Source organism: Lentzea sp. NBRC 105346 (genome assembly GCF_030269605.1).
Classification (GTDB): domain Bacteria; phylum Actinomycetota; class Actinomycetes; order Mycobacteriales; family Pseudonocardiaceae; genus Lentzea.
On the sequence record NZ_BSTQ01000021.1, the window covers coordinates 152,680 to 175,881 of the forward strand.

Below are 23,202 nucleotides of genomic sequence, written 5' to 3' on the forward strand. Positions count from 1 at the left end.
TCGACGGTCGCCCGCCACGGGTGAAGACGCCGCCCGGCGGCTTCGGCGACGGTGATCGGGTGCTCGTTCCGCTCGCACTCGCGCAGTTCATCTGCAGCTTCGCCGGCTCGAACATGAACGTGATGATCAACGACATCAGTGCGGACCTGGACACCGACGTGCACGGTGTCCAACTGGCCATCACGATCTTCCTGGTCGTGATGGCCGCGCTGATGGTGCCAGGCGGCAAGCTGACCGACCGGTGGGGCCGCAAACGCTGCTTCACGCTGGGCCTCGTGCTGTACGGCATCGGCGCGGTGCTCAGCGCTGTCGCACCGGGCCTCCCGGTGCTCATCCTCGGCAACTCGATCCTCGAGGGCATCGGCACCGCGCTGCTGATCCCGCCCGTCTACATCCTCACCACGGTGCACTTCGCCGCCGGTTCACGCGCCCGCGCGTTCGGCGTGATCAGCGCGATGGGCGGGGTGGGCGCGGCGACGGGTCCGTTGATCGGCGGGCTGATCACGTCGGCGATCAGCTGGCGCGCGGCCTTCGTCTTCCAGGCCGCGATAGTCGCATTGATCGCGTGGATGGCACGCAAGATCGTCGACCCGATCCCGGCCGACCCGACCCGTCCGTTCGACCTGAAGGGCGCGGTGCTGTCGGCCGCCGGGCTGGTCCTGATCGTCGTCGGAATCCTGGCGGCGGACGACAACCTGTGGCTCTTCCTGGGGCTGATCGGTCTTGGATTCGTTGTCCTGGCCCGGTTCTTCCACACCATGCGCACGCGGTCCGACCCGCTGCTGTCGCCGGACCTGTTCCGCAACCGCACGGCGAACCTCGGGCTCGTCACGCAACACGTGCAGTGGTTGCTGCTCATGGGAATCTCGTTCGTCGTCGCCACCTACTTCCAGGTCATCCACGGCTACAGCGCCGTCCACACCGGACTCATCTTCACCTCGGCGACCGCGGGCATCCTGGTGTCCTCGCTCGCCGCCGGGCCGCTCACGCGACGGTTCCAGCAGCGGAACCTCATCGTGGCCGGATTCCTCGTCACCTTCACGGGCATCGTCTTGCTGCTGACCGTCCGGTCGGTGGCGTGGCCGGGACTGCTGGTGATCGGGCTGGGGCTGGGTGGGATGCTCACCCCGTCCGTCAACGTCGTGCAGTCGAGCTTTCCGGAGGCGCGGCAGGGCGAGATCTCCGGTGTGTCGCGCAGCGTTTCCAACCTCGGGTCGGCGCTCGGTACGGCCATCGCGGGCACCGTCCTCGTGGCCGGGTTGACCGACCACGACTACGCGTTGGCTCTCGTCGTCCTGGCCGTCATGGGTGTGGTCGGTCTGGTGGGGGCCTTGCGGTTGCCGGTCACGCGGGCTTGATGTTCAGGTTGCGGTGGAACACGTTTGCCGGGTCGTAGGACGCCTTGATCTCGCGCAGCAGTTGGTAGTCGGCCGCGCTGTAGGCCGTTTCCACTGCAGACGGGTCGTGCAGGAAGTTGAGGAACGAGCCGCCGGTGGCGTGGGGCCAGAGGCGCTCGGCCGCTTCGTCGGGGCCGTCGACGATGATCGAGAACGGGACGTTGCGGTGGCCCGCCGGGCCTTCGCCTCTCGTCATCGCGCCGCCCCAGTACCGGATCTCGACTGCGGCGGACTCGGCCGCCACTTTGAGGATGGTGTCGATGTCGGGTAGCTCGTTGAACAGTTCGAAGTGTCGTGGGGCGGTGCCCGGCACGGGTTGTTCCGAGAACGCGTCCGCCACGCCCAGCGGTTTGAGGGCCTTCCGCGCCGCATGCGCGTCACCGAGGTAGGTGGCGCGGACCGCTACGTGCTCGGCCGTGAGGGCGATGGTGCACGTCAGTTCTTCGGGCATGATCGGTGCGTAGGCCCGGAACCTGGCCAGGATGTCGGCCGCCTGCTCGCTGGGGAACAGCGCCTGGCCTGCATACACCTCGTCTACCGGATGCAGTCGGACCTCCATCGACGTGACGACGCCGAAGTTGCCACCACCGCCGCGCAGTGCCCAGAACAGGTCTGGGTTGTGGTCGTGTGTCGCGGTCACGGCCTCGCCGTCTGCCGTGACGAGGTCTGCGCGGAGGAGGTTGTCCGCGCCGAAGCCGTACTTGCGGGACATTGCTCCCAGGCCGCCGCCCATCGTGAATCCGGCTACGCCGACGCTCGCGTGTGAGCCAGATACCGGGGCCAGGCCGAATGGGGCGGCTGCCTTGAGGACATCAGCCCACACCGCTCCGGCGCCGATCCTGGCGATTCTGCGGTCCGGGTCTACCAGGACGGATTTGATCGCGGACGTTTTTAGCAGTAGGCCACCGTCGGAGGGGACGTGGGTGCCGTGTCCTGTGGATTGGATCGCTATCGGTAGGTCGTTGTTGCGTGCCCACGTGACTGCGGCTTGGACGTCGGCCGTGTTGATTGCCTCGACGATGATGGCGGGGGTTGCGTTGAAGGCCGGGTTGAGCGTGGCGCGTTGGGTGTCGTAGGCGGTGTCGCCTGGGCGGTGGATGTTGCCCTGGACTGTGGCGTAGCTGCTGGTGCGGGCTGGCTGGGTCATCGTGGGGCGCCTTCCGTGGGTGGTCGTTACCCCTGCGTCGAACGGGCCCGCCCTCGTTCGACAGTTGTGCGGTCCTGGCTTCGACGCGGCTGCGCCGCGACACGTTGGCATTTTCGCGCGGCCACGGCGCTAGGGCGCCGCGTCCGCGCGAAAATGCCAACGTACCGAAAAGATGGCTGGCTTTTGTTGTGGGTCCCGATCCTGCCCAGACTTGCGTCGTTTGCTGCGGTTGCGGGCTTGGCCGGGATGAGTGGCTTGAGTTTCGTTGTTTTTTAAAAAAGTACGAAACTTCAGCCACTCATCCCGGCCACCTATGCAACCGCACATCAACATCGAAAGTCTGGAAAGGATCGGGACCACGACGGCAGCCAGCCATCTTTTATCGTTACGTTGGCATTTTTGTGCGGGACAGGCGCCCTAGCGCCTGGCCCGCACAAAAATGCCAACGTGTCGCGGCGCAGCCGCGTCCAAAGCCAACCGGTAGCATCCCCGCGTGACCTACGAAGATCCATTCGACCACCTCGACGCCGCCTCCCTGCCCGAGCGGCAGCAGCACATCCTCGTGGCAATCCGCGACTGGGTGGTCCGACATGGATACTCGCCGAGCACGCGAGAGATCGGCGAAGCGGTGGGCCTGAAGTCCCCCTCAACGGTCTCCAAGCACCTGGCCGCCCTAGAAGACAAGGGCTTCCTCAAGCGAGGCGCAACCATCACCCGCCCCATGGACGTCCGCCTGTTCCTGACCGACACGAAGCGCGAGCCGGACGGCGACTCGGTGTCCGTACCGGTCGTCGGCGACATCGCGGCCGGCACCCCGATCTCCGCGGTAGAGCACGTAGACGACATGATCACGCTGCCCCGAGGCCTCACGGGCCGGGGCACGGTCTTCGGCCTACGCGTCCGAGGCGACTCGATGATCGACGCGGCGATCTGCGACGGCGACATCGTCGTGGTGCGCCAGCAGTCCGAAGCGCATTCGGGCCAGATCGTCGCCGCGATGATCGACGAAGAGGCGACCGTCAAGGTCTACCGCAAGCGCAACGGCCACGTGTACCTGGAACCACGCAACGAGAACTACGACGTCATCGACGGCGACCACGCCGTGATCCTGGGCATCGTCGTCTCGGTCCTGCGCTCCATGTGACTCAGTACTGGATGTAGTGCTTGATCTCAGCCGCTCGCGATGAACCAGCGAACCGCGACACGAGGTGCAGCGCCATATCGATGCCCGCGGACACCCCGGCGGCGGTGATCACGTCACCGTCGTCGACGAACCGGTCGTCCGGGCGCACCTCGATGGTGGGATCGAGCACCTCCAGGAACTCCAGCGTCGCCCAGTGCGAAGTGGCCGGGCGGTCGGTCAACAGCCCAGCAGCGGCGAAGACCAGTGACCCGGTGCAAACGCTGGTCATCAGCGGCGCCGCAGACCGCACCCAGTCGAGGTGCTCCTCGTCCTTCACCAGCACCTCGGTGCCCTCACCGCCGGGATGCACGATCACGTCCCAAGCCGGAGCTGAAGAAAACGAGTAGTCCGGTGTAAGGACCATGCCCTTCGCGCACGTCACGGGTGAACCGCCGGACGACACCGTGGCCACGCGGAAACCGTCGCCGGGATGCTGCTGCGTCCACGCGGCGAGCACCTCCCAGGGACCGACGACGTCGAGCTCCTCGACGCGGTCGAACAGCAGGATGCCGATGTTCTGGGTCATGGAGCAACGAAAGCACCGAGCGGTTACGTAACCGGCCGGGAACCGCGCGTCCCTAGCGTTCGGCGCCATGAGCAGCCCGAAGATCGTCGCCATCCACGGTTCCGAGCGCAACCACGGCAACACGGCCGACGTGCTGGAGTTCGTCGGCAAGGTGCTCGCGGCACGCGGGGCCGAGCTGGAGGTCGTCCGGCTCGGCGATCTGCGCATGTCGCCCTGCGGGCCGTGCGGTGACTGCAACTCCCGCACGGTCCCATGCGCTCTCCAGGACGACATCCCCAAGGTCGTGGAACAGATGGCGAGCGCCGACGGGATCCTCTACACCGCACCGGTGCACGGTTTCGGCACCGGCGCGTTGATGCAGGCGTTCATCGAACGCTCGGGCGTCGGGTTCATGCGGTTCGACCGGCCGCTGACGAACAAGGTCGGTGGCGTGATCGTCATCGGCCGGCGGTACAGCCACGCCGAGGTCTACAACCATCTCGTCACCAACGTGCTGCTCAACCGCATGGTGCTGGTCGGCAGCGGGTTCCCGGCGATCGTCTACGGCAACCAGCCGGGGGATGTGCTGCACGACGACGAGGGGCTGCAGATGGTCGAGCGCATGGTGAACCGGATGGTGGACATGATCCACGTGTTGCGCGAGCACCGCGAGCTCACCGGGCGCGACGGCCTCGACACCGAGCTGGCCAACGAGCGCGACGACAAGTGGTTCGCCGCGCGTCAGTCCCCGATCGGATGAGCCCATGGACCACGCCGAGCTGTGCCGCCGCTACTACGCCCACGAACTGTCCCAAGTGGACCTGCAACAGTGGCATGCCGAACGACTGGACATCGTGCTGCGCCACGTACGGGAGAAGTCGCCGTTCTACAAGGAACATCTGAAGGACGACCTGCCGTTCACCACCAAGGCCGACCTCCGCCGCGAGCTGCACAACGTGCTCAGCGGCGACGTCAGCGAAGCGGCGATCTACTACGAGACGACCGGCACGACGGGCACTCCCACGCCATGTCCACGCAGCGCCAAGGACATCGAGTGGAGCAACCTGCACGTCGAGCGATCGTGGCGGCACATGTTCGCGCACCACTTCGGCGAGCGCATGCCGGTCATCGGGCTGATGGGCCCGTCCGAGCTGTACGCGTTCGGCGACACGTTCGGCGACGTCGCGCAACGCATGAGCGCGTGTCATGCCAAGATCTGGCCGGAGTCGAGCCGGGTGGGTTTCGCGAAGGCGTTGCGGCTCATCAAGGAGCTCAACGTCGAGGTGATCGCGTGCGCGCCCACGTTGTGCCTCAACCTCGCGAAGGCCGCTCTGCACCACGGATATCGACTCGAAGACCTCCCCATCAAGCTCTTCCTCGTGCTGGGCGAGATCTGCACACCCGAGTTCGCCGCCAACGTAAGGTCGATCTGGGGTGCCGACGTCCTCCCCGGCCTCTACGGCTCGCAAGAGGCACTCGCCATCGCGACCGGCTGCGTGCGCAACCGCCTGCACCTGTCCGAACCCAACTACCTGGTCGAGGTGCTGGACTCCGACCCGAGCGGCGCCGGCGAGCTGTGCCTGACCATGCTGATCGACGGCATCAAACCGTTGATCCGTTACCGCACCGGCGACCTGGTCCGCGTCGGCGGATCGTGTGACTGCGGCATGCCCGGCCGTGTCGTCGAGGTGATCGGCCGCGTGGATGACCGAATCTCGTTGGGCGACGGTCAGTTCCAGCCCGCGGAGATCGAGTCCGCGATCCTCCAGAACGTCACCGGCTGCCTCGGCTACCAGGTCGAGATCGACGAGGGCGACCGCGTGACGGTCCGGCTCGACCTGCTCGACGGCAACGAAACCCTGGTGCGACAAGGAATCGTCTCACGGCTGCGCACGCGGTTCGGGGTAGGTGCGGACATCGCGGTCGACGCCGAGCTGGATCCGATCACCAACACCGGCGCCTTCGTCAGCTGGAAGGCCGCGCGCATCAAGGACAACCGGACCGCACCGGACCACGTCGTCGAAGCGGCCCGCGCGGCCGCCGCACGGCACTCGTACACCACCTGATTCGGGAGGCCGCGATGGTGTCGACGGAACGCAGGGCGCTACCGGCACTCGACCCGCTCACCGCGTACCTGGCACTAGCCGAGCGGTTCGGCGAGGACGAGGTCTACCTGCTCGAATCGCCGTCCGGACCGGCCACCGACCGACGCCAGGCGGTGGTCGGCTTCGGTGTGCTGCTGACCATCTCGGTAACCGGGACCGATGTCAGCATCACCGGCGAACCGGCAGTGGTGTCCGCAGTGCGAAACCGGATCTCCGCCGGACTCACCGACCGCCGCCACCTGTGGGAACTGCTGCGCTGCGCGCAGAGCGCGTTCCCCGAGATCGCGGACCTGGGCTTCCTGTCGTTCTTCGGCTACGACACCGCGCACTACGTAGAGGACCTGCCGCGCACCATCCCGGACTCCTTCGACGCGCCGGACGTGTGCGTGGTGCTGCACCGCGGCCGCATCCGGATCCCGGTGGACGGCGAAGCCGAACTGATCGTCCACCACAGCGACCTGTGGCCCGACCTGGAGCCTGATGTCGTTGTCGACGCGCTCTCGATCACTCGCTTCGAGCACGACACGCCCGTCCCGCAGGCTGTATGCCACGACGAGACCGACGAGCCCACCTTCCGCCGCAACGTGCGCAAGGCGTTGGACCACATCGCGATCGGCGACATCTACCAGGTGCAGATCGGGCACGAGCTGCGCATCACCAGCCCACTCGCGCCAGCCGAGGTCTACCGCCGGCTACGCGACCGCAACCCGTCCCCGTACATGTACCTGGCCCGGTTCGCCGGGCACACGGTAATCGGCGCGAGCCCGGAACTGTTCGTGCGCTTCGAGGACGGCGTCGCGACCATGCGACCGATCGCGGGCACGATCCCGCTGGACGCCGGGCCAGCGGCGGCCGCGCGGCTACGCGCCGACCCGAAGGAGATCGCCGAGCACGTGATGCTGGTCGACCTGTGCCGCAACGACATCGGCCGGGTCTGCGACCGCGACACACTCGACGTGCCAGACATGCTGGTAGTCGACCGGTACTCGCACGTCGCACATCTGGTGTCGACCGTGGTCGGCCGGGTGTCCGATGTGGACGCCTACGAGGTCGTGCGCGCACTCTTCCCGTCCGGCACGATGACCGGCGCACCGAAGATCCGCGCCATGGAGATCATCGAGTCGATCGAGACCAGCCGTCGCGGCCTCTACGCCGGGGCGTTGGGGCTCATCGACTTCGACGGGACCGTGAACCTCGCATTGTGCATCCGCAGCCTGACGCACCGGGGCGACACCTACCGCACCAGGGCGTCCGCCGGCGTCGTCGCGGACTCCGATCCGGGCGCCGAGTGGCGCGAGACGCTGGCCAAGATGAGTGCCGCCTACTGGGCGGTGACCGGGAAGGAGCTGGTCCCGTGAGGACCCTGGTGGTCGACGCCTACGACAGTTTCGTGCACATCATCCGGCAGTACCTCGAGACTCTCGACGCCCAGCCGATCGTCATCCGCTCCAACGAGCTGACGCACGCCGACGTGTGCGCGATGAGCCCGGACCTGATCGTCCTCGGCCCCGGTCCAGGCCACCCGTCAGCGTCCGGGCACGTCGAGCTCGTGCACCGGTTCGCCGACGAGGTCCCGATGCTCGGCGTGTGCCTTGGCCACCAGGCCATCGGGCTCGCGCATGGCGCCGAGGTCCGGCCCGCCACGCACCTCGTGCACGGCAAGACCAGCCCGGTGCGGCACGACGGGGACGGCGTGTTCCACGGCCTGCCCAGCCCGTTCGAGGCCACCCGCTACCACTCCCTGATCGTCGTTTCGGAGTCCGTTCCCGACGCTCTCGAGGTGACCGCTCACGCCGAGGACGACGGCTACGTGATGGGCCTGCGGCACCGCACCCTGCCGCTCGAGTCCGTGCAGTTCCATCCGGAGAGCATCACGACGGACCACGGCCTGCGCCTGTTCGGCAACTTCGTCAGCACCTGGGCGGCACAACGGATCGCATAACAAAATACAGCCCCGCACCCGGAAAGTTGTATTCAGCGGTCTATACCACAGACCATGGAATAGTCATCTCAATAGGCCGAACATGTCGCACACTCGACATCGCACCTGATAGCGTCGCCGCCCTCCGAAATCCTTCATCGCAATACCTCCTCCAGGAGAACGGTGTCCGAGGAAAATACATCAGCGACTGATACTGGCCAAAATATGGCCTATTCCCTGCGTGTCGAGAGCGCGAACAGCGGGCAGATCGTCGTCGGCGAGAACAACATCGTGATCAACGCCGCGGACGGTTCGTCGATCACATTGCACGAAGGCCGCCCACCTGTCGTCCGGAAACGCACCAGGCCTGTGGCGCGCCCCCTGCCCAGGCGTGGCCCGAACCTGATCGGCCGTGACGACGAGCTCGACCGGATCGATCGGGCCGTCGCCGAGGGCAGGCCGGTGCGCGTTTCGGGGCCGCCTGGCTGCGGAAAGTCGGCGTTGTTGCGTCATGTCGCGCTCCGGCGGGCGGCGTCGGGTGAGGACGTGGTGTTCCTTTCCGCGGCGGGACTCGATCCGCGCGACCTGGTGCAGGAGTTGTTCCAGGCCTGCTATGACGCGGACGACTACCTGCCGGACCCGGATCGGCTGCGGCGACTCATGGGGTCGATCAAAGCCGTTGTGGTAGTCGACGATTTCGACGGCTCGCCCGAGGATGCCGCCGCACTGTTGGACGCCTGCCCAGCTTGTGACGTGATTGTCGCTTCCCGACGTCCAGGCGCATTCGCGGGCGGAACCGCGATAGTTCTGGAAGGGCTGAGTCAGGCGGACTCTTCGGCCTTGCTCACGGCGGAACTGGGCCGATCGTTGCTGCCGGACGAGACCGGTCCCGCGGAGCAACTGTGGCAGACATCCGGGGGCTGTCCGCTCGCATTGGTCCAGGCGGTAGCCGCGCTGAAATCATCCGCAAGGCTCACACTCGACGCCACTCCGCCGGTGCTGGCGTCCGCCCTGGCTTCCCGCCTTACCGAACCTGCTCGGCGCACGTTGTCCCTGTTGGCGGCACTGACGGATGTCGAGGTTCCGGACGCCTGCCTGATCGCGTTGGCAGCAGGGGATTCCGCACTCGCGGAACTCCGCGACGCCCGGCTGCTCGCATCCGGCCCGGTCGGCCACCGCGTGGCGGGCGACCTGGCCGTGCTCGTCGCCGAGCAGGTCGCCGCGAGGCCGAACCCGGAGACACTCGCCGCCGAGCTCGTCACGTGGATGCGTGGTCGTGCGACCTTGCGGGACATCGCCGATGCCGGCCCCGTCATCCTGCAGGTGCTCCGCCTGTGTACAGCACAGGAACAGCACGCCGCCGTCGTGACACTGGCCCGTATCACCGCGCCGGTTCTGCAGCGCACCTTGCGTTGGGGCGGCTGGCGTGAGGTGCTGGCGCTCGGTCGCACATCCTCGCAACGGATCGGCTCCGCGGCCGATGAGGCGTACTTCGCACAGGAAGACACGATTCGCCGGAAAGCCCTGGGCGTGGGGCTGGCCACGGGAGCGGCGATCGGCGGCGCGTACTCGGCCGCGACCAGCGGCGCGACGACCACGGGTTCAAGGACGAACGGCCCCGCGGACACCATGAGATCAGGGCCCACCGCACCAGCCGTCGTGGGCACCGCCGCCGCGGCGATCACGGTCGCCGCGATTGTCGGCGCCGTCGCGCTGGCAGGCGAATCAGGCCCCCGCAGCACCGAAACCGTCGCGCGGGCCACCACCGTTCCGACTACGACGAGGCCGATTCCGACGCCGCCCACGTCGGTTCGCGTGATCGCGGGACCGACGACCACACCGCCTCCCGTATTCGATCAGCAGCCGACGAACGAACCTACGATCGGCACACCGGGCTGCGCCGGCGGCGGTGCCCCGGAACCGCTCGAGTTCGAGACCGTTCCGGTCGGCCGGACGAGCGTGGTGCCATGGACGTTCACTCTCGGCACCTGCTGGCCACCGGAGGGCGCGAACACGGCGGCGATGCGGATCGAGGGGCAAGGCTTCACCTTCACGCGGAACCCGGCGACGTGCCCGAGCCCGCTTCCCCGCTTCGGCTCGTGCGATGTGGACATCACGTTCCGGCCGGTCGCGGGAAGAACGGACTACACCGCATTGCTTTTCGTGCCCGAGATGGGCGCTCCGAACAAGGGCGCCGAGCAGCCACTCCACGGCCAGGCGGCGACGTCCCCGAGCTCCAAACCGCAGAACACCACATCGGGCACACCCACCTCGTGAATCGGAGGAGACCCATGAAGCACGACAACCGTCTCGACATCCACATCGACGGCGACGTCAGCGGACAGATCATCGCGGGCGACAACAACACCGTCATCCGTGGGAGCGGCACCGCTCGCGAACGATCTGACAGCCACAACTCGGCCACGGGCTCCACCACCGGCCACAGCATGCAGGCCGGAACGATCAGCGGGGACGTCCACTTCCACCAGGCCGCCGATGACGCGGCCGGGCAGGATTCATGAGCGGTTCCATGGGACGACTTCCGCTTGCGATGCACCGTGCGATCCTCATCGTGGACGTCGAAGGGTTCAGCGATCGGCGCAGGACGCACTCGCATCAGATGGCCGTACGAGATGGCATGTACCGGGTGTTGCGTGAGGCGTTCTCCCGTTCGCGGATTCCCTGGGACGACTGCTACCGAGAGGATCGCGGCGACGGCGTGCTGATCCTGGTCCCCCCAGAGGTGCCCAAGAGCCTGCTGACCGGGCCCTTGCCCGGTGCGATCGTGGCGGGCCTGCGCAGGCACAACGCGGTGAGCTGCCCCGAGGCGCGGATGAGGCTTCGCCTGGCCGTGCACGCGGGCGAGGTTCTCCAGGACGACACCGGCGTGGTGGGCTCGGCCGTCATCCACGCCTTTCGCCTGAGTGATGTGCGGGCGTTGAAATCCGCGCTCGCCGGCTCGCCGGGAGTGCTCGCGGTCGTGGTGTCGGACTGGATCTACCACGAGGTCGTGCGGCACAACCCGGCGATCATGCCGGACGACTACCGGGAGATCCAGGTCGCGGAAAAAGAAGCACGGGCGACAGCATGGATCCACATTCCCGATCACCCGGCCGGCCGGCCCGACGTGATTCGTCCGGGACGCGGCCTGCAGACACTGCCGCCGTCGGTGTGGGCGTCGGCGGAGGTTCGGGAAGCGGCCTGCCTCGGTGTCGTCGGCTCGATTGTCGCGACCGCACGCCGGGCACACGGCCTCACCCAGGCCCGGCTCGGCGCGATGGCAGGTCTTTCGAAACACGCGATCGGCCGCCTCGAGGCTCACGGCGGCCGCGTGCACGACATACGTGTCCTGCGCACGCTTCAGCGAGTACTCGGCATCCCTGCCCACCTGCTCGGTCTCACGGACCAGGCCGTGCTGGTCCGTCCCCAGGCCGCACAACAACTGTTGGGCGAAGTTCCCAGCGCACACGCGTCCGTCGCGGTCGATGGCCACGCGCTGCTCTCGCTGTTGTCGATCGACCCGACGACCACCCATCACCTCCTCGTCCTGCGCCGCGTGGTCAACGACGCGGACAACTACGGCCGCCCCGCGGCGCTCAAGCCCACGGTTCGTGAACTCTGCGAGTTCACCGACCGGCTTCGGCGGTCGGCATCGGGAGAGTTCCGGCGACAACTGCTCGCGGTCGGTGCGGTGTACGCGGAGTTCTACGGCTGGCTCCACGAACAGACGCACGACCTGCGTGAAGCGACGTACTGGACCACGCAGGCGCTGCAGCAGGCACAGGCGGCCGACGATCCGGATGCGATCGCGTACGCAACTGTGCGCATGGCCGAACTCGCCGCGTTGGAAGAGGACAACGATCGCGTGATGGGGCTCTTGCGGGCCGCGAAGCAGACCAGCGGGGTGAGTCCCGTGGTGCGGGCCATGCTGCTGCGGCAGGAGGCGTCCGCGCTGTCCCGTGCTGGTGACCGGTCCTGTATGAACACCCTCGACGAAGCGAAGAAGCTGGTCGGGAATCGGCAGATGAGCAACGCGGACGAGTACGAGATCGGATACTGCTTCACCGAGCGGCACCTCGACGTGCAGCGGGGCGCTTGCCTGCTCCGGCTGGGCGAGCTGGACGAGGCGATCATCCACTACGAGCACCTTCGCTGGGGCAACGTCTGTCAGTGGGAACGAGGCGTGCACACCGCGAAGCTCGCCGTCGCCCATGCCTTCGCCGGCGACCTCGAGCAAACCGTCCTCATCGCGTCCGAAGCGTTGGAGCTGGCACGCAGCACCGGATCCACAGTGATCACCAGGGAGCTGCGGGCACTCGCCCCCTGGATCACCGACCCGAAAATCGCCGAAGTCGCCGAGAACGCGAATGTGCTGCACGCGAATCAGGCGCGCACCTGACCGTCACACCACCCGCACGGGCATGTGCTTGGTTCCTAGCATGAAGTTCGACCGCAGCCGCTCGATCGGGCCATCCAACTCGAACCGGATGCCACGCTCACGAAGCAGGTCGAACAGGATGGTGACCTCCTGACGCGCCACGGTCTGCCCGATGCACCGGTGGTTGCCCACACCGAACGCGATGTGGTGGTTCGGCGTGCGCGTCACGTCGAACCTATCCGCGCGATCGAACACCTCCTCATCCCGATTCGCCGACGCGTTCCACAACGTGAGCTTGGAACCCGCCGCGATCGGCACGCCGCGGATGACCACGTCACGGGTCGCGGTCCGCTGCACGTAGGCGTTGGTCGAAGTCCACCGCAGAATCTCATCCACAGCGGTGGGCAGCACCTCAGGAGAGGCGTAGAACCGATCAGCCTCACCAGGGAACTCGGCAAACGCCGCCACCCCAGCACAGGCGGTATACGGCGTAGTCTCGTTTCCACCAACGACAACGTTGAGGCAGTTGTACAGAATCTGAGCGTCACTCATCGGATACCCGTTGATGCACGAGTTGAGCAACATGGTGACCAGGTCGTGCCCAGGCCGATCCTTACGCGAGTCGGCAAGCTCAGCGAGGAAGTCGAAGATCTCCACCTGCGCGGTCACCAACGCGAGGTCACCGTCGTTGTACTCGCCATCCTCGGACCCAATCATGTTGCGGGTCAAGGCGAGCAGATAGTGAGCGTCCTCAGCGGACAACCCGAACATCGCCGCGAGCACACCGGCAGGCAGCTCCGGCGCCACGTCAACGGCAAAATCGCCACCACCATCGGCCACGATCCGCGAAAGCGCCCGGTCGGCATACAACCGCACACTCTCACCGATCAACGCGAGCATCGAGTTGGCGAACCCCTGCTTGACCTGCTGGCGCAACAACCGGTGCTCAGGTGGATCAGCACAGATCAGCATCTGCCCGGTAGCACTGTCCTGCGCGCTACCGAACGAGCCGCCCATGACAGTGCCCTGCTCGGAACTGAAGGTACCGGGATCGACGTACACATCGTGGATGTCGGCGTACCTGGTCAACGACCAGAACCCGCCGTCCGGCGAAGGGTTCCAGTGCACCGGCTCATTGGCACGAAGGTATGCCCACACCGCATGCGGGTCGCCGTGCACGAACAGGTCGGTGTCAGTGAGATCGACGAGACCGGCGGTCACGAGATCAGCACCTCCTCACGGGTGCGGTCGACGAGCGCGGCGAGTTCTGAGAGCTCGCTCGACTCGAACACCGCGCGCGGCTTGAGGGTTACGCCGAGTTCCTTGCGCACCAACGAACGGACGCGCACGGCCAGCAGTGAGTGGCCGCCCAGCACGAAGAAGTCGTCGTGCACGCCGACGTGCTCGACGGTCAGCAGGCGCTCCCACAGGTCGGCCAGGTACTGCTCGGTCTCGGTGCGCGGGGCCACGTAGTCGGGACGTTGCCGCATGCGGCTGGACGCGGTGTGCCCGAGGTCCTCCCAGTCGCGCTTGCCGTGTGCGTCGGTGGGCATCGCTGGCAGCACGATGAACTCGCTCGGCACCAGGAAATCCGCCACCCGCTGTGAAAGGTCGGCGCGCAGTTCTCGCAGCGACAACGTATCCACGGCGGGCACGAGGAAGGCGACGAGTCGCTTGTCCCCCGGCTCGCCCACCGCGATGACCGCGGCCTCGCGGACGTCCGAGTTGGCGCAGATGGCGCGTTCGACCTCGCCGGGCTCGACCCGGTAGCCGCGGATCTTGACTTGCGTGTCGACGCGGCCCAGGTACTCCAGCACGCCGTCGCCGCGGTCGCGCACCCGGTCGCCCGTGCGGTACATCGCACCGCCGTCGGCGGCGAACGGGTCCGGTACGAACTTGTCCGCGGTCAGTTCCGGGCGGTTCAGGTAGCCGCGGCTCACACCCGCGCCGCCGACGTACAGCTCGCCCGGCGAGCCGACCGGGACCTGCTTGAAGTCCTCGTCCAGCACATACAGGTGGTAGCCGGCGAAAGCGGATCCGATCGGCACGCTCTCGGCGTCGTCGGGAACGGACTTCACCTCGTACGCGGTGCACGCTGTGGTCGTCTCGGCCGGGCCGTAGAGGTTGAACAGGCGTCCGGAGAACTTGCTCGCCAGCAGGTCACGGCACGACGACGGGAGCAGCACGTCGCCGCCGGAGTGCAGGATTCGCAAGGGGGCGAAGGAATCCCGGTCGACCTTGACCGCGTGGTTGATCGCGATCGCGGGCGCCAGCATCACGGTGATCTTGCGGCGCTTCAGCTCGCGCTGCAAATCGGACTCCAGCAGCTCGGGGATCGACGGCAGCACGACGAGCTCGGCGCCCGCGGCGAGCGTGCACCAGATCTCGAAGTTGGCCGGGTCGAACGAGATGCTGGCGACCTGCGCGGTGCGGTCGTCCGGAGACATCTCGGGCAGCGCGGGGTTCAGCGTGAACGCGACCAGCTGGCGGTGCTCCAGCACGATCGCCTTCGGCTGCCCCGTCGAGCCGGACGTGTAGAGCACGCACGCGGCGTCGGACGGGCTCGGCGACGGCAGCGAACCACCCGTGGCCGGTTCGTCGCGGTAGTGCAGGACCTCGACGTCCGGCAGGTCCGCGGCCAGGTCCGGGTGGGTGATCACCAGGCGCACGCGGCCCTCGGTGATCATGTAGTCGCGCCGGCCGTCGGCGTAGCGCGTGTCGATCGGCAGGTACGCGGCACCGGCTTTCAGCACGCCGAGCACGGCCACCACGACGTCCACGCCGCGTCGCAGGTGCACCGCGACCCGGTCCTCCCGGCCGACACCGAGCGCGACCAGCCGGTGGGCCAGCCGGTCGGACCGGGCGTCCAGCTCGGAATAGGACAGCCGCTGGTCGTCGTCGCTGACCGCGGCGGCCTCGGGGTGGTGCCGCACGCTGTGCGCGAACAGTTCCACGAGCGTCTTGCTGCTCACGATTTCCCTCATTCCTTGAAGTCCCGGGCGATGACGTCGCGAAGTTCCGCCGGCGCGCCGAGGAAGTCGAAGAAGTCGCCCTTGAGCACGTGATGGGTCACGTCGCCGTACTCCTTCCACTCCCCCATGTGGCTGTGCGGCACGATGGTGTCGTCGGCCCATCCGACCGTCGTGATCGGACAGTGCAACGGCCGGGCGGGTGGGGCGTACTCGAAGGCCATGTCGATGTCGTTGCGCAGCACGCCGACGGACAGTTCCAGCAACTCCGGCAGCGGGTCGGGGTCGCCGAGCCTGATGGCGATCGCGCGCAGTTCGTCGACCAGCTGCTCGTCGGTCATGCTCGGGTGGAACGGCTTGGAGATCCCGAGGTACGGCACGTACGACGAGGAGACGAAGAGCCGGTTCGGCTTGCGCTCCAACCGGTCCGCGACCGCGTGCGCGAGCAGTGCGCCCATGCAGTGGCCGAAGAAGGCGAACGGCCGGTCGAGATACGGTTCGAGCGCCGACGCTGCTTCCGTCCCGAACGTGTCGAAGTCGGTGTAGGCGGCGTCCCGCATCCGGTTCTCCCGGCCGGGCAGCTGCACCGGGCAGATCTCGATGTCGCCGATCCGGCCCGGCCAGCCGCGGAACGCCGCGGCGCCCACGCCCGCGAACGGGAAGCAGAACAACCGTTTCGTGGCGTCCGGATCGGGTTCCAGCAGCAACCAGCGTCCCATCGATCACTCCATTCGCATGTCGCGCCACAGCTCGGCCACCTGGTTCAGGCACGCCTGTTTGGTGCCGGAGAACCCGGTCGGGCGCCATCCCTCGGGCACGGCGATGTCCGTGGGCCAGATGCTGAATCGGCCCTCGTCGTTCACCACGACCCGGAAGAACAAGTCGCAGCTCGCCGGTGCCATGTGACCTCCCGAACCCGCGTGGCCGTCGAAGTTAGGAACGGCGGGTTAGCGCGGGGTTATGCGGTTCCGGGTCGTAACTCCGGTCTAACTGGGCGTCCGTAGCTTGCGTTGCTCACGCACTCTCGGAGGGACGCATGTCGCACCGAACCAAGTGGCTGCTGCGCAATCCGGCACCGGACGCCGAGGCGCGCCTGTTCTGTCTGCCGTACAGCGGGGTCGGCGCGTCGGTGTTCCGCCGCTGGCCGACGCACATCGGCCCGCTCGAGGTCGTTCCGCTGCAGCTGCCGGGCCGCGAGAACCGCATCGGGCAGCCCGGCTACCGGGACTTCCCCACGTTCGCCAAGGACGCCGCCGAGGCGCTGGAGCCGTACCTGGACCGCCCGTACGCGGTGTTCGGGCACTGCATGGGCGCGATCCTGGCGCACGCGCTGGTCACCGAACTGCCCGAGCCGCAACGGCTTTACGTGTCGTCGTCGCGGGTGCCGCACTGGGCGCCGGACCGGCGGTACCGCATGCCGGCGCCGGGATCGGTGGGCGTCTACCACCCGTCGATGACCGAGGAGCAGCTCGCGGCCGAGGTCAGCCGCGTGGCCCGCACGGTCGGTGGCGCCGACCTGCATCCGGACCTCGTGCCGCTGGCGTTGCGCGTGCTGCGCGGCGACCTGGAGATGTGCTTCGGCTACGCGCCGCCGTTGACGCCGACCGGCTGCCCGATCAGCACGATCGGCTGGACCGACGACGCCGACGTGTCGCCGGACGAGATGGGAGTCTGGCAGGAGGTCGCGCCGACGACGCACCACGTGCTGCCGGGAGACAAGTTGACGTTCCTCGAGGCCCCTGCCGAGCTGCAGGAGCTCATCGAGAAGGACTTCAGGGGCTGACCATGACTCAGGACATCGAACGCTCGTTGCGCGACCACGCCTCCGTGGGCTCGGCCGCGGTCACCGTCGAGGACGACCGCGTGGTGGCCTTCGTGGTACCCGCGGCGGAAAGCCTGTCGCTGCGCGAGCTGCGCACCGCCCTGGCCGACACGCCGGACGAGTTCGTGGTGCTGCCCGCGCTGCCGCTGGCCGGTGACGGCACCCCGGACTGGGCCGAGCTGTCCCGGTCGCGCGGCGACCTGCGACGCCGGCGGCAGCCGTACGTGGCGCCACGCAACGACATGGAGCGCTACCTCGCCGGGCTGTGGGAGGACCTGCTCGGTGTCGAGGACATCGGCGCCGACGACGATTTCTTCACCCTCGGCGGTCATTCCCTGCTGGCCGTGCGGATCCGCATGCGCCTGCAACGCGACCACGGCGTCACCGTGCCGCCGGAGGTGCTGTTCGAGAACAGCGTGCTGCACGAACAGGCCGCCGTCGTCGAGAGCATGCGGGAGGCGTGAGATGACCCTGGCCCTCGACCTCACCGACCGGGTGCTGCACTCGACCGAGGACCTCTCGGAGTTCTGGCGGGACCTGCGCCACAACAATCCCGTGCACTGGCTGGATCCCACTGACGGCGGCCCCGGCTTCTGGGTTCTGACCACCTACGAGCACGTCAGCGCGGTCTACCGCGACACCAAGCACTTCACGTCCGAACGCGGCAACGTGATGGACGCCCTGCGCGCGGGCGGCGACTCCGCCGCCAAACGGATGCTGTCGCTCACCGACGGCCCCCGGCACGCGGGCATCCGCTCGATCCTGATGAAGACGTTCTCCAAACGTGGTGTCGAACAGGTCGGCACCCGCATCCGGTCGGTCGCCCGTTCGCTGGTCGAGTCGGCGCTCGCGGCCGGCGAGTGCGACTTCGCCAAGGACGTTGCCGCGCCCATCCCGTTGATGGCGATCTGCGACCTGCTAGGTGTTCCGGAGGAAGACCGGTGGCGCATCTTCGACCTCACGTCGTCGATGGTCGCCTCCGAGACGCCCGACCACACGCAGAAGGACGCGTGGCGCAACAAGAACGAGGTGCTGTTCTACTTCGCCAACATGGCCGAGGGTCGCCGCGTCGAGCCGCGCGACGACATCGTCAGTCTCCTGACCGCGGCACAGATCGAGAACGCCGGGCTCACCGAGGACGAGATCATCTTCAACTGCTACAGCCTGATCCTCGGTGGCGGCGAGACCACGCGGATGTCCATCGGCGGCGCGGTTCTCGCGCTCATCCAGAACCCGTCGCAGTGGCAGGCGCTGAAGTCCGGTGCCGTGTCGATCGATTCGGCCGTCGAGGAGGTGCTGCGGTGGACCACACCGTCCATGCACATGGCTCGCACGGCACTCTCGGACGTCGAGATCGGCGGAAAGCTGATCCGGGCCGGTGACATCGTCACGTTGTGGAACGTGTCCGCCAACCGCGACGAGACGGTGTTCGACTCACCCGACACGTTCGACCTGGCGCGCACGCCCAACAAGCACGTCACCCTCGGCGGAGGATCGCACTTCTGCCTGGGCGCGCACCTGGCGCGGCTGGAGATCAACGCCGTGCTGACCGCGTTGCGGGACATGGTGTCCGGGATGGAGCTCGCCGGCGAACCCCGGCGGATCTACTCGAACTTCCTCGGCGGCGTGTGCCACGTCCCGGTCTCGCTGCGTTAGTGCTCCGGGTGGTCCAGCACCGACTTCACCGAGGCGAGCAGGGCCCTGGTGTCGACCACGCCGGTGGTCACCAGGGCCTGCTCCAGCGCGTTCAGCCAGTACTCGTAGTAGTTGTAGGGCTGGGTGGGATCGCGGTCCTCGATCGCGCGCACGAGCTGGACGCGGAAGTCGTCCCACTCCAGCGCACCGGACTCGGCCAGCGCGACGGCGAGCCCGAAAGCCCTGCTCTCCCAAGGGGACTGGAACACCAGCTCGCCGTTGCTCCGCGGCACCGCGGGAAGTTCGAGCTTCACAGCACGGCCACCCCCACCATCGACTCCCGGGTCACGATCCCGGCGAGCCGTTCCTCGTCCCAGTCCTCGGTGCCCGCCGGCCGTTGCGGCACGGTGAAATACCGCATCTCCGCGCTGGAGTCCTGCACCCGGATCTCGACGTCTTCCCCGAGCACCACCCCGAAGTCCTCGGCGAGCACGACGCGCGGTTCGGCCACCATGCGGGCTCGATATTCGGGGCTCTTGTACCAGTTGGGCGGAATTCCCAGCACCGGCCACGGATAGCAGGAGCACAGCGTGCACACGACGACGTTGTGCACCTCGGGCGTGTTCTCGACCGCGACCAGCTTCTCCCCCTGCAGCCCGCCGATGTCGAGCTCCCAGCAGGCGGCCGTGGCGTCGGCCAGCAGACGTTGCTTGAAATCCGGATTCGTCCACGCGTGGGCCACCACCCGCGCCCCCAGCAGCGGACCGATCTCGGACTCGTAGACCTCCACGATCCGGTCCACGGTGTCCGTTCCGATCAGGCCGCGCTCGACGAGCAGCGCCTCCAGGGCCTTCACCCGAGCGCGTAGCTCGGCTTCGTCCGTCACGAACCCTCCCCAGGCTCTTCGAGGTAGCTCTCCCAGACGTCCACGCGTACCTCGTGGTCTCCTTTTCCCCACAAATCCAGTGCGCTAAACCCGACGCTGTAGGTGTGTTCCGGATTCTCGCCGTCGTGGTGGGCATTGGTGTCCGGCAGCACGAACGCCGGGTCGACCCGCCGCACCACGCCCACATGTCCGCGCACATAGGCCGGCAACCGCGTGTGACCAGGCCTGACAACCGAAACGGCCCGAACTCGTGAGCCGACCTCGAAAAGCGGCGGCGCGGCAACGGTCCGGTCCAGCGAAGCGCCGAACTCGAGGGTGTCCTGAAAGAGCTCGAACAACTCGGGCCGCGGTTTTCCCCTGATCTCGCCAGGATCACTGACCCGATCCCGCAGGACATCGGCATCCAGCACCCCGAGCTCGGTCAGGTTCGTCTCCAGCGCGACGAGCCACTGTTCGAAGTAGCCGGACGACCGGTAGGCCTCGGGAGACATGCGTTCGCGTGCATGGCGGTTCTCGTCGCGGTTGAACAGGCCGATGGTCGACGCGGCCATGGTGAGGCCGAAGACCTTGCGTTCCCAGTCCGCACCGAACAACGGATCGTCCGGTGAGAACCGGACGGGACCGAAGCCGGGAACACCGCCGAGGTCGTGGGGACCGTCCATAGCGCCATCGTGGCAAGCGGCGGTTACGTGCCGAGTCCGATCCGGTCCTGCTCGGTCAGCCACACGTCGTCCAGGCCGGTGAGGCCCTCGCGGAACGCCGCCAGCAGCTCGGGCAACAGCGAGTGGGCGCGGCCGCGCGGCCACACCAGCGACCATGGGTAGGCCGGCGTCGGGTCGACGATGTAGACGACTTTCGTCCGATCAGCGGACGGCATCTCCATCCGGCTGCCGACCAGCGTCGCGACCTCGGGCCGCACGCCGATCTCGTCGACCAGGTAGTCCAGGCTCAGCGACGGTCCGGAGAAGTCCAGGTCCAGGTCCCACGCCGAGGCGAACTGGCGCAGGAAGTCGGCCCACTCGCCCACCGCGCCGCCGATCGGCACCCACAGCGGCACGCCACGCAGGTCCGGCAGGCGGATGGTGTCGGCGGCGGCCAGTGGGTGTTGCGTGCTGACCAGCAGCGCGAGCGGTTCCAGCAACACAAGCCGGTGGTCCACCTCCGCCAGGTTGGCCGCCGGCAGGGAATGGACGCGGCCGAACGCGGCATCGGCCTCGCCGTTGCGCAGCGCGGGCAGGGCGTTGGGCAGGCCGTGCCGCATGCTCACCTCGATCGGCAGGTCGTCGAGGCGGCGCAGGGCGTGCCGGACTAGCCGCATCGGCGCCAGTCGTTCGTCCAGCACGTCGATCCGGACGGTCCGCCGGACGGACTTGATGGACGCAACAGCGGCGTCGGCGGCGGCCAGCGCTTCGATCGCGTGGGGCAGGAACTGTTCGCCGATCGAGGTGAGTTCCACCTTCTGGGTGGTTCGGTCGAACAGCCGTGCGCCCAGCGACTCCTCAAGTTTTCCGACTCGCTTGGAAAGCGCTTGCTGGCTCACGAAAAGGCGTTCCGCGGCCCGTCCGAAGTGCAGTTCTTCGGCCGCGGCGACGAACGCCCTCACCTGCGCCATGTCCAGTTCCACCTGCTTCATCTTGCGTCACAACCGTTGGTTGTCAAGCCAGGAGTGGACGTTGTTGGACCGGGGAACCCCATCGGTTGTTTCCTGGGATAGACCCGTTTTCGAGTCCCTATGGAGTCCGTCATGTCCACTGTGGAGAATCGTAGCCGCGAGAGGGTGAGCAACGCCCCCGAGGCGAATCCTCGCCGGTGGCAAGCACTCGCCGTACTGGCACTGGTCCAGTTCATGATCGTCATCGACAACACGATCGTGAACATCGCCCTGCCGTCCATTCGCAACGACCTGGGAACCTCTCAAGCGGGTCTCGCCTGGGTGGTCAACGGATACCTGCTGACCGCCGGTGGCCTGCTGTTGCTCGGCGGCCGGGTCGCGGATCTGCTGGGGCGCAAGAAGATCTTCGTCGTCGGTACCGCGATATTCGCGATCGCGTCGCTCACCAGCGGTTCGGCGTGGAACTCGGAAGTGCTGATCGTCAGCCGCTTCCTGCAGGGCGTCGGTGAGGCACTGGCCTCGCCCGCGGCGCTCGCGTTGATCGTCCTGATGTTCACCACGCCGAAGGAGCGCGCGAAGGCGCTCGGCATCTGGGGTGGACTGGCCGGCATCGGCGCCACCGTCGGTGTGCTGCTGTCCGGTGTGATCGTCGACCTGGCCAACTGGCGCTGGGTGTTCTTCATCAACCTGCCGGTCGCCGCGATCGCGCTGGCGTTGTGCGCCAAGCTCGTCCATGATGCGCCCGCGGAGGGCGGTAAGCGCAAGCTCGACGTCCCCGGTGGACTGCTGGTCACCGGTGGTCTGATCCTGGTCGTCAACGGTCTGCTGCGCGCCGCCGAGCACCCGTGGGGCAGCTTCGGCGTGTGGGGTTCCTTCATCGCCGGTTTCGTGCTGCTGGGCCTGTTCGCCGTGGTCGAGTCGCGCACCGCGGACCCGATGATGCCGCTGCGGTTCTTCGCGAACCGCACGCGTGTGTCGGCGAACGTCACGACGATCCTGCTGACCAGCGCCATGGCGGCGATGTTCTTCATCGTCACGCTGTACGTGCAGCAGGTGCTGGGCTACTCGCCGCTGCAGTCCGGTCTGGCCTACATCCCGTTCTGCATCGCGTTCATGCCGGGCATGATCGTGTCGACGCAGCTCGTGACGCGGTTCGGCCCGAAGACCGCCATCATCGTCGGCTTCGTGGTGAGCGCCGCGGGCATGCTGCTGCTGGCCCGCATCGACGCGCAGGGTTCGTTCTGGGGCCAGCTGGTCCCGGCGACCGTGGTGCTCGCGTTCGGTCTGGCCATCGGCCTGCCGGCGTTGCAGAACGCCGCGCTGCACGAGCTGTCCGGTGCGGACGCCGGCCTCGGCTCCGGTGTGCAGACTTCCGTGCAGCAGCTCGGTAGTGCGCTCGGCCTGGCCGTGCTGACGACGATCGCGCTCAACCACGCGACGGCGAGTGGCCTGCCGCAGAACGAGGCCATCGTGTCCGGTTACCGGTTCGCGTTCGTCATCGCGGCGATCGTGCTGGCCGTCGGTGCCGGTCTGGTGGCGGCCTTCATGCAGAAGGTGAAGGCGCCCGAAACCCCGGCCGTCCCCGTCTGACCCGTTTCGTACCGTTAAGGCCACCTTTACTGCGTCTGACGCAGTAAAGGTG

The 23,202-nt window shown here is 67.5% G+C and carries 23 protein-coding genes; 13 read left to right on the top strand and 10 right to left on the bottom strand.

What is annotated here, in order from left to right; translation table 11 throughout:
* Nucleotides 1-20 precede the first annotated feature (20 nt).
* Entirely contained in the window at nt 21-1,358 is a 1,338-nt protein-coding gene (locus QSK35_RS36435; protein WP_285752260.1) for an MFS transporter, read from the top strand.
* Here the strand turns inward: QSK35_RS36435 and QSK35_RS36440 are convergent.
* Nucleotides 1,345-2,544 carry an FAD-binding oxidoreductase gene (locus QSK35_RS36440; RefSeq protein ID WP_285752261.1) on the bottom strand — a complete coding sequence of 400 codons (1,200 nt, stop codon included), beginning with the start codon at nt 2,542-2,544 and terminating at the stop codon, nt 1,345-1,347. The two genes, QSK35_RS36435 and QSK35_RS36440, sit on opposite strands and share 14 nt — an antisense overlap.
* A 493-nt stretch (nt 2,545-3,037) precedes the next feature.
* Between QSK35_RS36440 and lexA the strand changes: the two genes are divergently transcribed.
* The gene (lexA, locus tag QSK35_RS36445; protein ID WP_285752262.1) at nt 3,038-3,688 is read left to right on the top strand and encodes a transcriptional repressor LexA; all 651 of its coding nucleotides are present in this window, start codon (nt 3,038-3,040) and stop codon (nt 3,686-3,688) included.
* Nucleotide 3,689: 1 nt separating this feature from the next.
* On the opposite strand, the gene QSK35_RS36450 is transcribed toward lexA, so the two are convergent.
* The gene (locus QSK35_RS36450) at nt 3,690-4,253 is read right to left on the bottom strand and encodes a DJ-1/PfpI family protein (RefSeq protein WP_285752263.1); all 564 of its coding nucleotides are present in this window, start codon (nt 4,251-4,253) and stop codon (nt 3,690-3,692) included.
* Between the two features lie 67 nt (nt 4,254-4,320).
* On the opposite strand from QSK35_RS36450, the gene QSK35_RS36455 reads away from it, so the two are divergent.
* The 7 genes from QSK35_RS36455 to QSK35_RS36485 all read left to right on the top strand — a co-directional run bounded on the left by QSK35_RS36455 (nt 4,321) and on the right by QSK35_RS36485 (nt 12,657).
* Nucleotides 4,321-4,992: a flavodoxin family protein gene (locus tag QSK35_RS36455; RefSeq protein WP_285752264.1), complete on the top strand. Its 672-nt coding sequence runs from the start codon at nt 4,321-4,323 to the stop codon at nt 4,990-4,992.
* 4 nt (nt 4,993-4,996) lie between these two features.
* Nucleotides 4,997-6,298, top strand: a complete 1,302-nt coding sequence (locus tag QSK35_RS36460; RefSeq protein ID WP_285752265.1) for a phenylacetate--CoA ligase family protein — start codon at nt 4,997-4,999, stop codon at nt 6,296-6,298.
* A gap of 14 nt (nt 6,299-6,312) precedes the next feature.
* Nucleotides 6,313-7,695: an anthranilate synthase component I family protein gene (locus QSK35_RS36465; protein WP_285752266.1), complete on the top strand. Its 1,383-nt coding sequence runs from the start codon at nt 6,313-6,315 to the stop codon at nt 7,693-7,695.
* Nucleotides 7,692-8,279, top strand: a complete 588-nt coding sequence (locus tag QSK35_RS36470) for an anthranilate synthase component II (protein ID WP_285752267.1) — start codon at nt 7,692-7,694, stop codon at nt 8,277-8,279. The genes QSK35_RS36465 and QSK35_RS36470 overlap by 4 nt, the downstream gene beginning before the upstream one ends.
* A gap of 204 nt (nt 8,280-8,483) precedes the next feature.
* Nucleotides 8,484-10,535 carry an AAA family ATPase gene (locus QSK35_RS36475; protein WP_285752268.1) on the top strand — a complete coding sequence of 684 codons (2,052 nt, stop codon included), beginning with the start codon at nt 8,484-8,486 and terminating at the stop codon, nt 10,533-10,535.
* 14 nt (nt 10,536-10,549) lie between these two features.
* Nucleotides 10,550-10,780: a hypothetical protein gene (locus QSK35_RS36480; RefSeq protein ID WP_285752269.1), complete on the top strand. Its 231-nt coding sequence runs from the start codon at nt 10,550-10,552 to the stop codon at nt 10,778-10,780.
* A complete protein-coding gene (locus QSK35_RS36485) occupies nt 10,777-12,657 on the top strand; it encodes a helix-turn-helix domain-containing protein (protein ID WP_285752270.1) in 1,881 nt (626 codons plus the stop codon). The genes QSK35_RS36480 and QSK35_RS36485 overlap by 4 nt, the downstream gene beginning before the upstream one ends.
* A gap of 3 nt (nt 12,658-12,660) precedes the next feature.
* Here the strand turns inward: QSK35_RS36485 and QSK35_RS36490 are convergent, their stop codons facing one another.
* From QSK35_RS36490 to QSK35_RS36505, 4 genes are read right to left on the bottom strand one after another with little or no spacing between them, the layout of a single operon-like run.
* Nucleotides 12,661-13,857: a cytochrome P450 gene (locus QSK35_RS36490; RefSeq protein ID WP_285752271.1), complete on the bottom strand. Its 1,197-nt coding sequence runs from the start codon at nt 13,855-13,857 to the stop codon at nt 12,661-12,663.
* On the bottom strand, nt 13,854-15,608 hold the full coding sequence (locus QSK35_RS36495; RefSeq protein ID WP_285752272.1) for a non-ribosomal peptide synthetase: 1,755 nt from the start codon (nt 15,606-15,608) through the stop codon (nt 13,854-13,856). The genes QSK35_RS36490 and QSK35_RS36495 overlap by 4 nt, the downstream gene beginning before the upstream one ends.
* A gap of 8 nt (nt 15,609-15,616) precedes the next feature.
* On the bottom strand, nt 15,617-16,324 hold the full coding sequence (locus tag QSK35_RS36500) for a thioesterase II family protein (protein WP_285752273.1): 708 nt from the start codon (nt 16,322-16,324) through the stop codon (nt 15,617-15,619).
* Nucleotides 16,325-16,327: 3 nt separating this feature from the next.
* The gene (locus QSK35_RS36505; protein ID WP_285752274.1) at nt 16,328-16,507 is read right to left on the bottom strand and encodes an MbtH family protein; all 180 of its coding nucleotides are present in this window, start codon (nt 16,505-16,507) and stop codon (nt 16,328-16,330) included.
* Nucleotides 16,508-16,641: 134 nt separating this feature from the next.
* Here QSK35_RS36505 and QSK35_RS36510 point away from each other — a divergent pair, with 134 nt between their 5' ends.
* The 3 genes from QSK35_RS36510 to QSK35_RS36520 are packed head-to-tail and all read left to right on the top strand — an operon-like array spanning nt 16,642 to nt 19,083.
* Nucleotides 16,642-17,388, top strand: coding sequence for a thioesterase II family protein (locus QSK35_RS36510; RefSeq protein WP_285752275.1), 747 nt, complete (start codon nt 16,642-16,644; stop codon nt 17,386-17,388).
* 2 nt (nt 17,389-17,390) lie between these two features.
* Nucleotides 17,391-17,891 (top strand): phosphopantetheine-binding protein, encoded by a 501-nt coding sequence (locus QSK35_RS36515; protein WP_285752276.1) that lies wholly within the window; start codon nt 17,391-17,393, stop codon nt 17,889-17,891.
* 1 nt (nt 17,892) lies between these two features.
* Nucleotides 17,893-19,083, top strand: coding sequence for a cytochrome P450 (locus QSK35_RS36520; protein WP_285752277.1), 1,191 nt, complete (start codon nt 17,893-17,895; stop codon nt 19,081-19,083).
* Here QSK35_RS36520 and QSK35_RS36525 read toward each other — a convergent pair.
* From QSK35_RS36525 to QSK35_RS36540, 4 genes are read right to left on the bottom strand one after another with little or no spacing between them, the layout of a single operon-like run.
* On the bottom strand, nt 19,080-19,376 hold the full coding sequence (locus tag QSK35_RS36525) for a nitrile hydratase accessory protein (RefSeq protein WP_285752278.1): 297 nt from the start codon (nt 19,374-19,376) through the stop codon (nt 19,080-19,082). The two genes, QSK35_RS36520 and QSK35_RS36525, sit on opposite strands and share 4 nt — an antisense overlap.
* The gene (gene nthA, locus QSK35_RS36530) at nt 19,373-19,948 is read right to left on the bottom strand and encodes a nitrile hydratase subunit alpha (protein WP_285752279.1); all 576 of its coding nucleotides are present in this window, start codon (nt 19,946-19,948) and stop codon (nt 19,373-19,375) included. Before nthA ends, QSK35_RS36525 begins: the two co-directional genes overlap by 4 nt.
* The gene (gene nthB / locus QSK35_RS36535) at nt 19,945-20,610 is read right to left on the bottom strand and encodes a nitrile hydratase subunit beta (RefSeq protein WP_285752280.1); all 666 of its coding nucleotides are present in this window, start codon (nt 20,608-20,610) and stop codon (nt 19,945-19,947) included. Before nthB ends, nthA begins: the two co-directional genes overlap by 4 nt.
* Before the next feature lie 23 nt (nt 20,611-20,633).
* Nucleotides 20,634-21,581 carry a LysR family transcriptional regulator gene (locus QSK35_RS36540; protein ID WP_285752281.1) on the bottom strand — a complete coding sequence of 316 codons (948 nt, stop codon included), beginning with the start codon at nt 21,579-21,581 and terminating at the stop codon, nt 20,634-20,636.
* 111 nt (nt 21,582-21,692) lie between these two features.
* Between QSK35_RS36540 and QSK35_RS36545 the strand changes: the two genes are divergently transcribed.
* Nucleotides 21,693-23,150, top strand: coding sequence for an MFS transporter (locus tag QSK35_RS36545; protein ID WP_285752282.1), 1,458 nt, complete (start codon nt 21,693-21,695; stop codon nt 23,148-23,150).
* Nucleotides 23,151-23,202: the final 52 nt, after the last annotated feature.